Raw genomic sequence first — 15,797 nt, 5'->3', positions numbered from 1 at the left:
CGAGAAAAGGGCCGGTCAGATGACCGGCCCTTTCTGGTTTCGATTTCGTGTCGCTTATGCCGCCTCGGCGTCTTCCACCACGCGCGGCTTGGCACGAAAGTTGAGCCGGTCGGAACCGGCCGTGATCTTGACGGTCGAGCCGTCGAGGATTTCGCCCATCAGGATCTTCTCGGCCAGCGGGTCCTGAAGCTCCTTCTGGATTACGCGCTTGAGCGGGCGAGCGCCGTAGGCAGGGTCGTAACCCTTGTTGGCCAGCCACTCGATCGCGTCGGCGTCGAGGTCGAGCTCGATCTTGCGATCGGCCAGCAGCGCCTCCAGCCGCTTGAGCTGGATCGCCACGATCTGCCCCATGTCCTGCCTGCGCAACCGGTGGAACAGAATCACCTCGTCTACGCGGTTGAGGAACTCCGGCCGGAACGACGCCCGCACCACGCCCATGACCTCGTCGCGGACCTTGTCGACGTCCTCGTTCTCGCCCAGCGAGACCAGGAAATCGGCGCCGAGATTCGACGTCATGATGATCAGCGTGTTGCGGAAGTCGACTGTGCGGCCCTGACCGTCGGTCAGGCGACCGTCATCGAGCACCTGCAGGAGCACGTTGAAGACATCCGGGTGCGCTTTCTCGACCTCGTCGAACAGCACGACCTGATAGGGCCTGCGGCGCACGGCTTCGGTCAGCGCACCGCCCTCCTCGTAGCCGACATAGCCGGGAGGCGCGCCGATCAGCCGGGCGACCGAGTGCTTCTCCATGAACTCCGACATGTCGATGCGAACCATCGCGCTCTCATCGTCGAACAGGAAGTTCGCGAGAGCCTTGGTGAGCTCGGTCTTGCCGACGCCGGTGGGCCCGAGGAACATGAACGAGCCGATTGGCCGGTTGGGGTCCTGCAGGCCCGCGCGCGCCCGGCGCACCGCCTTGGACACGGCCTGAACCGCCTCGCCCTGGCCGACGACGCGCTTTGCGAGCTCGTCTTCCATGCGCAGCAGCTTCTCGCGCTCGCCCTCGAGCATCTTGTCGACCGGAATACCGGTCCAGCGCGACACGATATGCGCGATATGGGCGGGCGTGACGGTCTCCTCGACCATCGAGCCCTGCGCCTCGGCCGATTCGGCTTCCACCAGCTTCTTCTCGAGGTCGGGGATGCGGCCATAGGCAAGCTCGCCCGCCTTGGCGAACTCGCCCTTGCGCTGGGCGCTCGCCAGTTCGTTGCGCGCCTCGTCGAGCTGCTTCTTGAGGTCGGCAGCCAGACCGAGTTTTTCCTTCTCGGCCTGCCACTTCGCCGTCAGCGAGGTCGACTGCTCCTCGATGTCGGTCAGTTCCTTCTCAAGGCGGACAAGCCGGTCCTTCGACGCCTCGTCCTTCTCGACCTTCAGCGCCTCGCGTTCGATCTTGAGCTGCATTATGCGGCGATCGAGTTCGTCGAGCTCTTCCGGCTTCGAATCGACCTGCATGCGCAGCCGCGAGGCCGCTTCGTCGACGAGGTCGATGGCCTTGTCGGGCAGGAAGCGGTCGGTGATGTAGCGGTTGGAGAGGGTCGCCGCAGAAACCAGCGCGGAATCGGATACGCGCACCTTGTGGTGCTGCTCGTACTTCTCTTTCAGCCCGCGCAGAATCGACACCGTGTCCTCGACCGTCGGCTCGTCGACGAAGACGGGCTGGAAGCGGCGTGCAAGCGCGGCATCCTTCTCGACATGCTTGCGGTACTCGTCGAGCGTGGTCGCGCCGACGCAGTGCAGCTCGCCGCGCGCCAGCGCCGGCTTGAGCAGGTTGGAGGCGTCCATCGCACCGTCGGCCTTGCCGGCGCCGACAAGCGTATGCATCTCGTCGATGAACAGGATGATGTTGCCGTTGGCTGCCGTGACTTCGTTGAGGACGGCCTTCAGCCGCTCCTCGAACTCGCCGCGATATTTAGCGCCCGCAATCAGCGCGCCCATGTCGAGCGCCATCAACTGCTTGTCCTTCAGCGATTCGGGGACGTCGCCATTGACGATGCGCAGCGCAAGGCCTTCGGCGATCGCCGTCTTGCCGACGCCGGGCTCGCCGATCAGAACCGGGTTGTTCTTGGTGCGCCGCGACAGAACCTGGATCGTACGGCGGATCTCGTCGTCACGGCCAATGACCGGGTCGAGCTTGCCGGCGCGCGCGTCGGCCGTCAGGTCGCGCGCATATTTCTTCAATGCGTCATAAGCCTGCTCGGCGGACGCCGAATCGGCCGTGCGGCCCTTGCGGACATCGTTGATGGCCTGGTTGAGCGCGGTCGGCGTTACGCCGGCCTTGGCGAGAATGTCGGCGGTCTTCGCGGATTTTTCCATCGCCAGAGCCTGCAGCAGGCGCTCGACCGTGACGAAGCTGTCGCCGGCTTTCTTGGCGAGGTCCTCGGCGGTGGAAAACACCTTGGCAAGCGGCTGCGCAAGGTAGAGCTGGCCGTTGCCGCCCTCGACCTTCGGCATTGCCTCGAGCGCGGCATCGACGCCGAGCCTGGCGTCGCGCGGGCGCCCGCCGGCGCTCTCGATCAGCGACGCTGCAAGGCCTTCCTCATCATCGATGAGGACCTTGAGAATGTGCTCGGGCGTAAACTGCTGGTGGCTGCGCGAAAGGGCCATCGTCTGGGCAGACTGGATGAAGCCCCGAACGCGCTCGGAGTATTTCTCGATGTTCATAAGCGTCTCCATTCCCTCGCCGGCCCGCTTCGCGGCACCGGGTCAGTATTCAGGTGACGGACCCCCTTGGACAATGACCAATGTCAAAGACCGCTGCGGCAGGTCCAGCTTTAGCGGATATGGGTATGTTTTCCCATGACCTCAAGATCGCAACGCGGGGTCGCAAACGAAAAACGGCGGGACAAGCCCGCCGTTTCATCGTTCGTCATCGCAAGGCGCGCCTATTGCGCGGCTTCGGTGACGGGTTCGTCGCTACCAGCAGGCTGGTCGCCGTTCGGCGCGCCCTCTTCGCCGGCTTTCACGCGGGGACGGCGTGGACGGCGCGGCTTGCGTGGCGCAGCCTCGGCAGACGCTTCCTCGCCCTTGGTCTCGCCTTCCGGCGCGGCCTCGGCGGACGCTTCCGAACCACCACCCTGCTTCAACGCGACCTCGGCGGGAACGCCCTCGATCACCGGCTGCGGACCGGAGCCGTTGTTGCGGTTCTGGTTATGATTCTGTTGCTGGTTGTGCTGATGCGGCTGCGTGGGCTGCTCGTTGGCGGAAGAGCCGTTGCCCTCCTCGTCCTCGTCATCCTCGTCGCGCTGGTTGCGCATCTGCTGCTGCGGCATGTTTTCCTGCGCAGCCATGATGATGCGGTTGTAATGCTCGGCGTGCTGCAGATAGTTTTCCGCCATCACCCGGTCACCTGCGCTCTGCGCGTCACGCGCCAGCGTGGTGTACTTCTCCGCGATCTGCTGCGCGGAGCCCCTGATCTTGACGTCCGGCCCGTTGCTTTCATAGCTGCGGGTCAGCGGATTGGGACCTTTACGGTTGGGATTGTTGCCGTTCCCGCCGCGTCCGCGCATGCGCCTGTTCTGCTGTGGCCTCATTCTTCTCTCTTCTGTTGAGAATGCTGTCCGTTCCGGAGACGCGGACGGAGCCGCCGTCTTCAGGTTTGGTGTTGGCGATCAGCCGCTAGGTTCGCGCCGCCGCCACGTCGATCCCTGTCCCGATCCATGTCAGTTGCCGGACGATCCCCGCACGAAGCTTGAGGCGTCGTTTACGCAAGAAGGCAGCTTGTTCCCTGGGAACCGAATCGATAACAGCACTGCCTGCTTCGTCTCATCCGGTAGCCGGAAACTATCCGCAATATCCATCCTTGCCAAGCGTTTTCTGCACTGCGCCAGTCCGGCTCTAACGGCTGAACGCAAGGGCTCGCACCACACCGCCGAGGTCTTGCGCCCGGCCCGCCGAACGGAAGCCCGCAGCCGCGAAAATTCCGCTAACCGCGTCGCTCTGGTCATGCCCGATCTCGACAGCGGCAATGCCGCCCTCTTCCAGATATTGAGCCGCGCCCGCGGCGATCACGCGATATGCCGCCAGGCCATCCGGCCCTCCATCGAGCGCGGCAAGCGGATCATGGTCCCGCACCTCGCGCTCCAACGACAATACATCCTTGGACGTTATGTAAGGCGGATTTGAGACGATGATGTGAAACCGCCCCTCGATCTCGCTGTACCAGTGCGAGCGCACCGCCTGGAAACGTCCGGTGTTGCCGGTCATATCGGCATTGATTGCGGCGGTTGCAAGCGCATCGCCGGAAATATCCGCGCCGACCGCCTGCGCGCGAGGCTCCTGAGACAGCAGCGCCAGCGCGATCGCGCCGGTTCCGGTGCCGAGGTCAAGTATCTGACAAGTCCCGTGCCGGTCTGCGGCGGCTCGCACGAAGGGCAGGACAAGATCGACCAGCGCTTCGGTATCGGGGCGCGGCTCCAGCGTGCCCGGAGACAGCGTCAGCCGCATGCCGTAGAATTCGCGCGCGCCGATGATGCGGTGAACCGGCTCGCCACCGATCCGCCGCGCCAGTGCCGCGAGGACCGCTTCGGCGTGGTCCTCGGACACAGAACGCTGGGGATCGGTGATCGCATCGGTCCGGCTGGTGCCGGTGAAATGCTCGACCAGCACGCGAGCGTCGAGCGCGGCCTCGGGCTTTCCGGCCTGCTCCAGGGACGTCCGGACATGCCGCAGCAGCGGGCCGAGCGTCGCCATGCCGGTCAATCCTGCCCCATCTCCGAAAGCAGCCTAGACTGGTGGTCGGCGATCAGCGCGTCGACGATTTCGTCGAGCTCGCCCTCCATCACCCGGTCCAGCTTGTAGAGCGTCAGGTTGATGCGGTGGTCGGTAACGCGGCCCTGCGGGAAATTGTAGGTACGGATACGCTCCGAGCGGTCGCCCGAGCCGACTTGAAGCCGGCGCGCCTCGGACCGTTCGCCCGCGGCCTTCTCGCGCTCCATGTCGTAGAGCCTCGCCCGCAGGATCTGCATGGCGCGCGCCCGGTTCTGGTGCTGCGACTTCTCGGCCGAGACGACCATGATGCCGGTCGGGATATGGGTGATGCGCACCGCCGAATCCGTGGTGTTGACGTGCTGCCCGCCCGCCCCCGAGGCACGCATCGTGTCGATGCGGATGTCCTCGTTGCGAATGTCGATGTCGACGTCCTCGGCCTCCGGCAGCACCGCGACCGTGGCTGCCGATGTATGGATGCGCCCGCCACCCTCGGTTTCCGGCACGCGCTGCACACGATGCACGCCGGATTCGAACTTCAGGTGCGCGAAGACGCCCTTGCCCGAAACGGTGGCGATCGCCTCCTTGAAGCCGCCGACTTCGCCCTCGTTCGCCGAAACCAGCTCGAACCGCCAGCCGCGCGAGGCGGCGTAGCGCTCGTACATGCGGTAGAGATCGCCGGCAAACAGCGCCGCCTCGTCGCCGCCCGTGCCGGCGCGGATTTCCAGGATCGCGCTTCTTTCGTCTGCCGCGTCCTTCGGCAGCAGCAGGATCTGGATGTCCTTTTGCAGCGCCTCGATCCGCGCCTCGATCTCGGGCTGCTCGGCTTCGGCGAGTTCGCGCATCTCGGCATCGGTGGACTTGTCTGACAGCATCGCCTCGAGATCGGCAAATTCGGCTTCCGCCGCGCGCAGCGCCCTGATCTTTTGCGCCATCTCCTCCAGATCGGAATATTCCGACGCCATCTTCACATAGGCGTCCGGATCCGGCCCGGCGGCCATCTGCGCTTCGAGCATTTCAAAGCGTTTCAGGACCTGGTCCATCCGGTCGCGCGGCAGTTCGATCATGTGGGTACTCGTCAAAGAGGAATGTCGTGCTCGGCCGCGAAGGCGTGCAGCATGGCGCGCACGTCCGCCTCGCTGGAATGAGCGTCGAGCGTCTCGTTCATCAGTCGGGTCAGGCGCTCGAGCGGCAGCTCGATCAGCATCGCCTTCACCGGACCGATCGCCGCCGGAGACATGGAGATGGAACGGTAGCCGGCCCCGAGCAGCGCCATCGCCGAGATCGGCCGACCGGCAAGCTCGCCACAGAGCGTCACCGACGTGCCGGTCCTGTTGCCGGCTTCGGCGATCTGGCGCAGCAGGCGCAGGAACGGAACCGAAATCGGCTCGAACCTGCCGGCAAGCTGGGTGTTGCCACGGTCGGTGGCCGTGACGAACTGGAACAGGTCGTTGGAGCCGACCGAGACGAAATCGACGACGCTCATCAGCTCCTCGAGCTGCCACATCAGCGACGGCACCTCGATCATCGCGCCGAGCTTGAGCTTGGTGGGCAGATGATGCGCGAAGCGCGACAGGTGCCGCACTTCTCTGTCGATGATCTCCCGCGCCTGCCTGATCTCCGAAATCTCGGTCACCATCGGCAGCATCACGCGCAGCTCACGGCCGCCGGCGGCCTTCAGCAAAGCGCGCATCTGGGTGCGCAGCCCGGGACGGTCGAGCGTCAGGCGCACCGCGCGCCATCCGAGCGCCGGGTTCTCCTCCTGGCCAACGCCCTTGAAATAGGGCAGCACCTTGTCGCCGCCGATGTCGATGGTGCGGAAAGTCACCGGCTTGCCGTCCGCTGCCTCTAGAACATCGCGATAGAGCCGCTCCTGCGCCTCGGCGCGCGGGAATGTGGACGCCACCATGAACTGCAGCTCGGTGCGGAACAGGCCGATGCCGGCCGCGCCTGAATCCGACAGTTGCGGCAGGTCGACGGCAAGGCCAGCATTCATCATCAGGTCGATCTGCACACCGTCCTTCGTCACTGAAGGCTTGCCGCGCAGTTCGCGGTAGAGCTCCTGCCGGCGGGCGCGGAACCTGACCTTCTCCGCATAGGCCGCCTCGACGTCGGACTGTGGCCGCAGATGGATGACACCGTCATCGCCATCCACGATGATCGCGTCGCCATTCTCCGACATGGAGACGGCGCCCTTCATCTGGCCGGTGACGGGAATACCCATGGCACGGGCAACGATGACGACATGGCTGGTGACCGCCCCGTCCTCGAGCACTAGGCCACGCAGCTTCTCGCGCGGATAGTCGAGCAGTTCGGCTGCTCCCATGGTGCGTGCCACCACGATCGCATCGCGCGGCAGCGCGTTGGCCATCGCCTCCGGGCCGTGGCCGAGCAGCATGCGCAGCAGGCGATTCGCGAGATCGTCGAAGTCGCTCATCCGCTCGCGCAGATAGGGATCGGTCATGTGCAGCATTCGCGCGCGCATGTCGCTCTGCACCTTCTCGACCGCGGCTTCCGCCGTCAGGCCATTGCGGATCGCCTCTTCCAGCCGGCGCACCCAGCCGCGATCGTTGGCGAACATGCGATAGGCTTCCAGCACCTCGCGGTGCTCGCCCTCGAAAGCCACCTCGCGGCGTGACAGCATGTCGTCGATGGAAAGCCGCAGCGAACCGAGCGCGGTCTCCAGACGCCGCAGTTCTTCGTCGCTGTCCTCGTTGAACAGGTTGGTGACGACGATGCGCGGCTCGTGCAGTACGACGTGGCCCAGGCCGACGCCTTCGTTGAAGGACATGCCGTTGATGGTAACCGGTCGTGACAGGTCGAGTTCGAGGCCCGGCCGGGTCAACCGCGACAGGTCGCCGGTGGCGATCATCTCGGCGATCACCATGGCGGTGGTTTCCAGCGCTTCGACCTCGTCCTCGCGGTACTGGCGCATCGTCCGGTTCTGTACCACCAGCACGCCGAGCGTGCGGCCGGCGCGCAGAACCGGCACGCCAAGGAAGGAGTTGTAGATCTCCTCCCCGGTCTCCGGCAGATAGGCGAAGGCGGGATGCTTCTGCGCTTCCGGCAGGTTGAGTGGCCGCGCGCTCGCGGCAATGGTGCCGACGAGGCCCTGCCCGAGGCGAAGCTGCGCCAGATGGACCGATCCCGGGTTCAGGCCCTCGGTGGCGTATAGCTCGAGAACCGAATCGGCCCGCAGCACGTAAAGAGAGCAGACCTCAGCGACCATGTTCTGGGCGATGTGGTGCACGATGCGGTCAAGCCTGGCCTGCGGCTCGAGAGCTTCCGCCATGAGCTCGCGAAGCCGTCTCAGCAATAGGCGTGGGCCTGCGGCCGTGTCACGCATCGGGCTTCTCTCTCCAACGCCGGACCGACTCCGCGAAGACGGCACCTGCCCCGCCAGGGGCCGCCGTCCCGACACGCGGTGCCGGGGTGTATCGTCGTCTACTGCTTATCGAGACCGTAGACGGAATGCAAAGTGCGAACGGCGAGTTCCGTATAAGGACCGTCGATCAGGATCGAGATCTTGATCTCGGACGTGGTGATGGCACGGATGTTGATGCCCTTTTCCGACAGCGCCTTGAAGGCGGTAGCGGCGACACCGGCATGGCTTCTCATGCCGATGCCGATGACGGAGACCTTGGACATGCCGTCGTCGTGCTGCACGGCGTCGTAGCCGATCGTTTCCTTGACCTTTTCGAGCACGGAAAGCGATTTGCCGACATCGGCGGACGGTACCGTGAAGGTCATGTCGGTGAACGAGCCGTCCTCGGAGATGTTCTGGACGATCATGTCGACATTGATGCCGGCCTCGGCCAGCGGCCCGAAGATGCCGGCGGCGACACCCGGACGGTCGGAGACCCGTCGCAGCGAGATTTGCGCTTCGTCCTTGGCGTAGGCGATACCGGTGACGACCTGCTGTTCCACGATTTCATCCTCGTCACAAATGAGGGTTCCGGGCGGATTGTCGAAATCGCCCATTCCAGGCGCGTCCGGATCCTCGAAGGAAGACCGCACGAAGGTGCGCACCTTGTGCACCATCGCCAGTTCGACCGACCGCACCTGCAGCACCTTGGCGCCGAGCGAGGCCATTTCAAGCATCTCCTCGAAGGAGATCCTGGCAAGCCTCCGGGCCTTGGGCTCGATGCGCGGGTCGGTCGTATAGACGCCGTCGACGTCGGTGTAGATGTCGCAGCGGTCGGCTTTCACCGCCGCCGCGATCGCCACGGCGCTGGTGTCGGACCCGCCGCGCCCCAGCGTCGCGATGCGGTTGTCGGGGCCGATGCCCTGGAAGCCGGCGATGACGGCCACCTGTCCCTCGCCGAAGCGCTGGACGAGGAACGACCCGTCGATGTCGGCGATGCGGGCAGCACCATGCGCGTTGTCGGTCCTGATCGGGATCTGCCAGCCCTGCCACGAGCGCGCATGCACGCCCATCGACTGCAGCACGAGCGCCAGCAAGCCCGACGTGACCTGCTCGCCGGAAGCGACCACGGTGTCGTATTCGCGCGCATCGTAGATGTTGAAGTTGGAGCCCTCGGCCTTCGAGGCATCCTTGACCCAGCCGACGAGCTCGTTGGTCTTGCCGGACATCGCCGACACGACCACCGCGACCTCATGGCCGGCCTCCACCTCGCGTTTGACGTGCCGCGCCACGTTGCGGATGCGGGCGATGTCGGCGACCGAAGTCCCGCCGAATTTCATCACGATGCGCGCCATGGAAGCGATCAGTCCCTGCGAAGTGACGCGGGGCGGCAATGCCCCTCGCCGTCAAGATGAGAGCCCCGGAAACGAAGGGCTGGAAGTGCGCGCGTTCCATAGCGAAAAGCGGGTTGCCGCGCAAGGACATGCCGCCCCTTGGAGCGGCGGCGGCCGATCAGGTCTTCAGCTTGTATCCGGTCCGGAATATCCACGCGACGATCGCGAGGCATGCGACGAGGAAGAACAGCGTCATCGCCAGGCTGATGCCGATATTGACGTCCGACGTGCCGATGAAGCTCCAGCGGAAGCCGCTGACGAGATAGACCACCGGATTGCCGAGCGAAATCGTCTGCCAGACGGGCGGCAGCATGTCGATCGAATAGAAGGTGCCGCCAAGGAAAGCGAGCGGCATGACGATCAGCAGCGGCACGATCTGCAGCTTCTCGAACCCGTCGGCCCAGATGCCGATGATGAAACCGAACAGCGAGAAGGTGACGGCCGTCAGCACCAGGAAAAGCAGCATCATGAACGGATGTTCGATGCGCAGATCGACAAAGAACGCGGCGGTGGCCAGGATCACCAGCCCGATCATGATCGACTTGGTAGCCGCCGCCCCCACATAGGCGAGCACGATCTCGCCATAAGAGATCGGCGCCGACAGCACCTCGTAGATGGTGCCGGTGAATTTCGGGAAATAGATGCCGAAGGACGCGTTGGAGATCGACAGCGTCAGCAGCGACATCATGATGAGGCCGGGCACGATGAAGGCGCCGTAGCTGACGCCGCCGATCTGCTCGATGCGCGAGCCGATGGCCGCCCCGAACACGACGAAATAGAGCGAGGTCGAGATGACCGGAGAGATGATCGACTGCATGACGGTGCGGAACGTCCGCGCCATCTCGAACATGTAGATCGACTTGACGGCGTGCAGGTTCATGCCCGCTCCTTCACCAGATTGACGAAGATTTCCTCGAGCGAGCTCTGGCGCGTCTCCAGATCGCGGAAGCGCAGGCCGGCCTGATTGAGGTCGCCCAAGAGCGCGGTTATGCCGGTGCGCTCGCCGTGGGTGTCGTAGGAATAGACAAGCGTGGCGCCGCCGTCGGCGAGCTCCAGCCCGCGCCCGGCAAGCGTCTCGGGGAGGGCATCGACGGGAGACAAGAGCTCAAGCCGAAGCTGCTTCTTGCCGAGATTGCGCATGAGCGTGCGCTTCTCCTCCACCAGGATGATCTCGCCATGATTGATGACGCCGATGCGGTCGGCCATCTCCTCGGCTTCCTCGATATAGTGGGTGGTGAGAATGATGGTGACGCCGGTCTCGCGCAGGCCGCGCACCATTTCCCACATGTCGCGCCGCAGCTCGACATCGACGCCGGCCGTCGGCTCGTCGAGGAACAGGATTTCGGGCTCGTGCGACAGCGCCTTGGCGATCAGCACGCGCCGCTTCATGCCGCCGGAGAGGTTGAGTACCTTCTCGTCCTTCTTGTCCCACAGGGACAGCGCCTTGAGCACCTTTTCGATGTGCGCCGGGTTCGGCCCCTTGCCGAACAGGCCACGGCTGAACGAAACCGTGTTCCACACGCTCTCGAACGCGTCGATCGACACTTCCTGCGGCACCAGGCCGATCAGCGAGCGCGTCTTGCGGTATTCGGAAACGACGTCGTGGCCTGAAACGAGCACCGTGCCGCCGGTGGCGTTGACGATGCCGCAGACGATGCCGATCAGCGTCGTCTTGCCGGCGCCGTTCGGCCCCAGCAGCGCGAAGATTTCGCCCTTGCGGACTTCGAGGTCGACCCCTTTGAGCGCGGTGAAACCGGTCGCATAGGTCTTGGAAAGATTGGTGATGGAAACGGCGGCGGTCATGAAAAAGCCTCAAATAAGGCAGGCGGGAACTGCGCATATAGGTTCGTACCGCGCGAGCGCAATCCTTCGCCGCACGCCCCGGCCACCCTACTGACATGAACCGCCATGGATATGGCGGGAGCCCCTGCGTGACGTCATCGCGGCTTGACATTCTGGCCCTTGCGCCCGACTTGATTGCCTCGAGAGGGAGACCAACCGATGCCAGAAGCCCGACGAACGACCATTGATTCCGCCGAAGTGGAGCGCTTCTCCGCGCTTGCGCAGGAATGGTGGAACCCCAACGGCAAGTTCCGTCCGCTGCACAAGTTCAATCCCGTCCGCCTCGCCTATATCCGCGATCATGTGGCGACCAGATTTGGCCGCGATCCCCGCGCCGCAAAGCCCTTCAGCGGCCTTCGCATCCTCGACATCGGTTGCGGCGGCGGGCTCCTGTGCGAGCCGATGGCGCGGCTGGGGGCCGAGGTAGTCGGCGCGGACGCGTCGGAAACCAATATCGAGGTTGCGAAGCTGCACGCGGCCGAAAGCGGCGTGACGATCGACTATCGTGCCACCACAGCCGAGGCTCTGGCGGATGCCGGCGAGCAGTTCGACGTCGTGCTCAACATGGAAGTGGTCGAGCACGTCACCGACGTCGACTTTTTCGTCGACAAATGCGCCGATCTCGTCAAGCCGGGCGGCATCATGTTCGTGGCCACCATCAACCGCACGCTCAAGGCGCTGGGGCTGGCCATCGTCGGCGCGGAATACGTGCTGCGCTGGCTGCCGCGCGGCACCCACCAATATGGCAAGCTGGTGCGGCCGGAAGAGCTGGAACGCGCGCTGACCGCCGCCGGCATGGGGGTGATCGACCGCACCGGCGTGACCTACAACCCCCTCTCCGACCGCTGGCAGCGCTCGAAGGACATGGACGTCAACTACATGGTGCTAGCCGAGAAGACGGCGCAGTAGGGTCGCTGCACTCTAGTTCTGGTCGTCCGGGAACACCGGGATCGGCATAAACTCTACGCCATCCTCGACCAGCTCGCGCGCTTCGTCCGGCGTCGCTTCGCCATAGATGCCGCGCGCCTCGGTCTCGCCGAAATGGATCTTGCGGGCCTCCTCGGCGAACTTGTCGCCCACATAATCGGCGTTCTCGCGCACCTTCTCGGCCAGCGCTTTGAGCTGCGCGATCGCCTTGCGCTGCTGCTCGCCCATGGCAAGCGCCATGGTTTCCTTCTTGCGGCCGGTCGAGACGGCAGGCGCCATCAGCATTTTCTCGACCTTGGCCGAGTGGCAAACCGGACAGGACACGAGCCCGCGCTTCTTCTGGACGTCGAAATCGTCGCCGTTGCGGAACCAGCCATCGAATTCGTGATCGGCGTCGCAGCAGAGCTGGAAGCGGATCATGACGCCTGCCTCTGCTGCGTCTGCGCACCCGATGCCTCGACGCGGAACTCGCGCCCGTTCTTGAGATTGGGCACCTTGGCGCGCGCCGCGGCGGACGCCGCGATGTCGAGATCGGCAATCACCACGGCGGGCTCGTCATGATCGGCCTCGGCAAGCACGCGGCCCCACGGATCGACGATGAGCGAGTGGCCATAGGTCTCGCGGCCATCCTCGTGAACGCCGCCCTGCGCGGCGGCGATGACGAACGCGCCGTTCTCGATCGCCCGCGCCCGCTGCAGCACATGCCAGTGCGCCTCGCCCGTCTGTCGCGTGAAGGCGGCCGGCACGGTGAGGATTTGCGCGCCTTCCAGTGCCTGGGCGCGGAAAAGCTGCGGAAAGCGCAGATCGTAGCACACCGCCATGCCGAGCCGGCCGAAGGGCAGGTCGACAACGGTGCTGACCTTACCCGGCTCGTAGGTGGCCGACTCGCGCCAGCTTTCGCCATTGTCGAGGTCGACGTCGAACATGTGGATCTTGTCATAGGTGGCGAGCTTCGAGCCATCCGGCCCGAAGACGAAGCCCCGATTGGCGACCTTGCCGTCCGGCCGTGCTATCGCGGTCGAGCCGACATGGACGAAAATACCGAGTTCGCCAGCCAGTGCCGCGGCCTTGCGTGCGATGATGTCGTCGGCCTCGGGTTTTAGCAGCACCTCCAGCGCTGCCCGGTCGCGCACTAGCGCGCCGGTCATCTCCGGCGACTGCACATAGACCGCGCCCTTGCCAGCCGCCTCGCGCACAAGCGCCTCGAAATCCGCGGCATTGCGCGCCGGGTCCATGCCCGAGCGCATCTGCAACGCTGCAACCCTCACAGTCTCCATGCCGCCCTCCTAGTCCTGCCCACCTGCGAGAAGCGCATCGAGCCGGCCGCTGCGCTCCAGCGCATGAAGATCGTCGGAGCCGCCGACATGGGTATCGCCAATGAATATCTGCGGAAACGTGCTGCCCCCGTTGGCACGGCTGATCATTTCCTGCCGCAGATCCGGCGAGAAACTTGCGTCGTGTTCGGTATAGGCAACGCCCTTGTTGTCGAGCAGGCGCTTGGCGGCGGCACAGTAGCCGCACATCATGCGCGTATAGATCGTGACTTCGGCCATGGTCGGTCCTGTTTGTCTTGTAACCTTCATATAGTCCCGGCTTCGTCCGGCCGGAAGTCCCCCGGCAGAACCCGCGCGAAGGTCAGCACGTCGACCTCGGCGGCACCGCCGCGCTTGAGCGCGCGGGTGACGGCTGAAACCGTGGTCCCGGTCGTATAGACATCGTCGACCAGCAGGACCCTGCGCCCGCGCACCAGAATCTCGGCCTCCGTGGGCACACGAAATGCACCGCGCACATTGGTTTCGCGCTCCCGCGCGCCAAGCCCGACCTGCTGGCGCGTCGGCCGCACGCGAATGACCGCGTCGGGCGCGAACGGCTTGCCGGACTGGACGCCGATCGCACGCGCAAGCTCGGCCGACTGGTTGAAGCGGCGCCAGAAGAAGCGCCTGCGATGCAGCGGCACCGGCACGATGACATCGGCATCGGCGACAAGCTCGCCGCCGGCCCGCATCATCCAGCGCGCCATCCAGGGACCGAGCTCGGTGCGGTCGCGGAACTTGAGCCCCAGCGCCATCTGCCGCGCCGCCCCTTCATAGACGACCGCCGAGCGGGCGCGCGCGAATGGCGGCGGATTCGCGATGGCGTCCGCAGACAGGATGCCCTCGCCGATCTCGTGCGAGAACGGTGTTCCAAGTACCTCGCACCATGGCCGCTCGATGAAGCGAAGCGTCGGCCAGCACTGGCCGCACAGCGTGCCAGGCGCGGCGACCAGCCTTCGGCAGCCGGCGCATACGGGCGGAAACAGGATGCGCGCCGGCAAATTCGCCAGCACTTCCTTCCACCTCTTGAACTCCGCCCCGCGATCGGCCACGAGAAATCCCACCCCGCCGGCACCATATCAGAGATGCCGGCGATCCGGCACCATCCGGTTGCACCGAGGAGTTTCATGGAACCGATCTTCGATCATGACAGCCTGCTGGCGAAGAAGCGCCGTGCGCTGCGCATCGCCGATGCGGGCGCCGGCTTCCTGATGCAACGCGCGGCGGGCGATCTCGAAGACCGGCTGGCGGCCGTGGAACGCCGTTTCGACCGCGCCGTGTCGCTTTTCTCGATGACCTCCGAGGCATCGGACGCCGTCTCGGCAAGCGGCAAGGCCGAAACGATCGGACGTGTGGAGGCCGACGCGGCCCTGCTCGCGCAGGGCGCGGGCGAGGTCGCTCCGCAGGAGACCCTGCCCTTCGAACCTGAAAGCCTCGACCTCGTCGTCTCGCTCTATGCGCTGCAAGACATGAACGACGTGCCTGGCATGCTGGTGCAGATCCGCCGGGCGTTGCGGCCCGACGGGCTGTTTCTGGGTTGCATGGCGGGCGCCGGGACGCTGGGCGAACTGCGTGAGACACTGCTGGCGGCCGAGACCGAGCTTCACGGCGGCGCGAGCCCGCGGGTCTCTCCCTTCACCGATGTCCGCGATGCCGGCGCTTTATTGCAGCGGGCCGGTTTCGCGCTGCCGGTCGCAGACCTCGAAACGGTGACGGTGCGCTACGATTCCATGTTTGCACTGATGCGCGACCTGCGGGCTATGGGCGCGACCAATGCACTTGCTGGACGCAGCCGCAAGCCGGCAACGCGCGCGCTGTTCATGCGCGCGGCCGAAATCTACGCGGAACGGTTTTCGGACCCGGACGGGCGCATTCGGGCGACCTTCTCGACGATCTGGCTTTCAGGTTGGGCGCCGCATTCATCGCAGCAGAAGCCCCTGAAACCCGGCAGCGCGACGGTTTCGCTGGCAAAGGTGCTTGGCGAAGAAAAGGATGGCTGAGCGTTAGGGGCTAATTGCCGCTGCTGGAATCGGTGACGATATTGCTGATGTAATCGAAGTTGTTTTCGATGTTGTTCATCAACAAGCCGAGGCTGCCCACAATCGCGAGCGACAGAACCGCCACGATGAGGCCGTATTCGATTGCGGTCGCGCCGCATTCGTCCTTGATAAATCTGACCAGCATCGCCTCGTGTCCAGTTGGCTGGGGGTCGATGCGGTCACTATACGTCGGGGCTTGAACCAAACCGTTAAC

General features: G+C 64.9%; 15 protein-coding genes. 2 read left to right on the top strand and 13 right to left on the bottom strand.

Translation table 11 applies throughout. The features are described 5' to 3' along the window. Nucleotides 1-54: 54 nt before the first annotated feature. From clpB to HK436_RS11095, 8 genes are all read right to left on the bottom strand, one after another. The gene (gene clpB / locus HK436_RS11130) at nt 55-2,661 is read right to left on the bottom strand and encodes an ATP-dependent chaperone ClpB (protein ID WP_173189659.1); all 2,607 of its coding nucleotides are present in this window, start codon (nt 2,659-2,661) and stop codon (nt 55-57) included. 221 nt (nt 2,662-2,882) lie between these two features. Continuing rightward, nucleotides 2,883-3,530 (bottom strand): DUF4167 domain-containing protein, encoded by a 648-nt coding sequence (locus HK436_RS11125; RefSeq protein ID WP_173189657.1) that lies wholly within the window; start codon nt 3,528-3,530, stop codon nt 2,883-2,885. A gap of 304 nt (nt 3,531-3,834) precedes the next feature. Next, nucleotides 3,835-4,689, bottom strand: a complete 855-nt coding sequence (gene prmC, locus HK436_RS11120; protein WP_173189655.1) for a peptide chain release factor N(5)-glutamine methyltransferase — start codon at nt 4,687-4,689, stop codon at nt 3,835-3,837. Between the two features lie 5 nt (nt 4,690-4,694). After that, nucleotides 4,695-5,771 carry a peptide chain release factor 1 gene (gene prfA / locus HK436_RS11115; protein WP_173189653.1) on the bottom strand — a complete coding sequence of 359 codons (1,077 nt, stop codon included), beginning with the start codon at nt 5,769-5,771 and terminating at the stop codon, nt 4,695-4,697. Nucleotides 5,772-5,782: 11 nt separating this feature from the next. Next, nucleotides 5,783-8,050, bottom strand: a complete 2,268-nt coding sequence (gene ptsP, locus HK436_RS11110) for a phosphoenolpyruvate--protein phosphotransferase (RefSeq protein WP_173189651.1) — start codon at nt 8,048-8,050, stop codon at nt 5,783-5,785. 98 nt (nt 8,051-8,148) lie between these two features. After that, nucleotides 8,149-9,423 carry an aspartate kinase gene (locus tag HK436_RS11105; RefSeq protein ID WP_173190116.1) on the bottom strand — a complete coding sequence of 425 codons (1,275 nt, stop codon included), beginning with the start codon at nt 9,421-9,423 and terminating at the stop codon, nt 8,149-8,151. A 157-nt stretch (nt 9,424-9,580) separates the two neighbouring features. Continuing rightward, nucleotides 9,581-10,342, bottom strand: a complete 762-nt coding sequence (locus HK436_RS11100; protein WP_173189649.1) for an ABC transporter permease — start codon at nt 10,340-10,342, stop codon at nt 9,581-9,583. Further along, nucleotides 10,339-11,265 (bottom strand): ABC transporter ATP-binding protein, encoded by a 927-nt coding sequence (locus HK436_RS11095; protein ID WP_173189647.1) that lies wholly within the window; start codon nt 11,263-11,265, stop codon nt 10,339-10,341. Before HK436_RS11095 ends, HK436_RS11100 begins: the two co-directional genes overlap by 4 nt. A gap of 198 nt (nt 11,266-11,463) precedes the next feature. Here HK436_RS11095 and ubiG point away from each other — a divergent pair, with 198 nt between their 5' ends. Further along, on the top strand, nt 11,464-12,213 hold the full coding sequence (ubiG, locus tag HK436_RS11090; RefSeq protein ID WP_173189646.1) for a bifunctional 2-polyprenyl-6-hydroxyphenol methylase/3-demethylubiquinol 3-O-methyltransferase UbiG: 750 nt from the start codon (nt 11,464-11,466) through the stop codon (nt 12,211-12,213). Nucleotides 12,214-12,225: 12 nt separating this feature from the next. Here ubiG and HK436_RS11085 read toward each other — a convergent pair whose 3' ends face one another. From HK436_RS11085 to HK436_RS11070, 4 genes are read right to left on the bottom strand one after another with little or no spacing between them, the layout of a single operon-like run. Beyond that, nucleotides 12,226-12,651 (bottom strand): DUF1178 family protein, encoded by a 426-nt coding sequence (locus HK436_RS11085; RefSeq protein ID WP_173189644.1) that lies wholly within the window; start codon nt 12,649-12,651, stop codon nt 12,226-12,228. Further along, a complete protein-coding gene (locus HK436_RS11080) occupies nt 12,648-13,508 on the bottom strand; it encodes a carbon-nitrogen hydrolase family protein (protein ID WP_173189642.1) in 861 nt (286 codons plus the stop codon). Before HK436_RS11080 ends, HK436_RS11085 begins: the two co-directional genes overlap by 4 nt. A gap of 9 nt (nt 13,509-13,517) precedes the next feature. Continuing rightward, complete coding sequence (gene grxC / locus HK436_RS11075) at nt 13,518-13,784, bottom strand: glutaredoxin 3 (RefSeq protein ID WP_173189640.1); 267 nt, start codon at nt 13,782-13,784, stop codon at nt 13,518-13,520. 26 nt (nt 13,785-13,810) lie between these two features. Then, nucleotides 13,811-14,596, bottom strand: coding sequence for a ComF family protein (locus HK436_RS11070; protein ID WP_376769158.1), 786 nt, complete (start codon nt 14,594-14,596; stop codon nt 13,811-13,813). Nucleotides 14,597-14,671: 75 nt separating this feature from the next. Between HK436_RS11070 and HK436_RS11065 the strand changes: the two genes are divergently transcribed. After that, complete coding sequence (locus HK436_RS11065) at nt 14,672-15,544, top strand: methyltransferase domain-containing protein (RefSeq protein WP_173189636.1); 873 nt, start codon at nt 14,672-14,674, stop codon at nt 15,542-15,544. A 10-nt stretch (nt 15,545-15,554) separates the two neighbouring features. Here the strand turns inward: HK436_RS11065 and HK436_RS11060 are convergent, their stop codons facing one another. Then, the gene (locus tag HK436_RS11060) at nt 15,555-15,728 is read right to left on the bottom strand and encodes a Flp family type IVb pilin (protein WP_173189634.1); all 174 of its coding nucleotides are present in this window, start codon (nt 15,726-15,728) and stop codon (nt 15,555-15,557) included. Nucleotides 15,729-15,797: the final 69 nt, after the last annotated feature.

Source organism: Neoaquamicrobium sediminum (assembly GCF_013240295.1).
Lineage (GTDB): Bacteria > Pseudomonadota > Alphaproteobacteria > Rhizobiales > Rhizobiaceae > Aerobium > Aerobium sediminum.
Note: the sequence above shows the minus strand (reverse complement) of the source record. Positions and strands in the feature narration are given on the sequence as shown.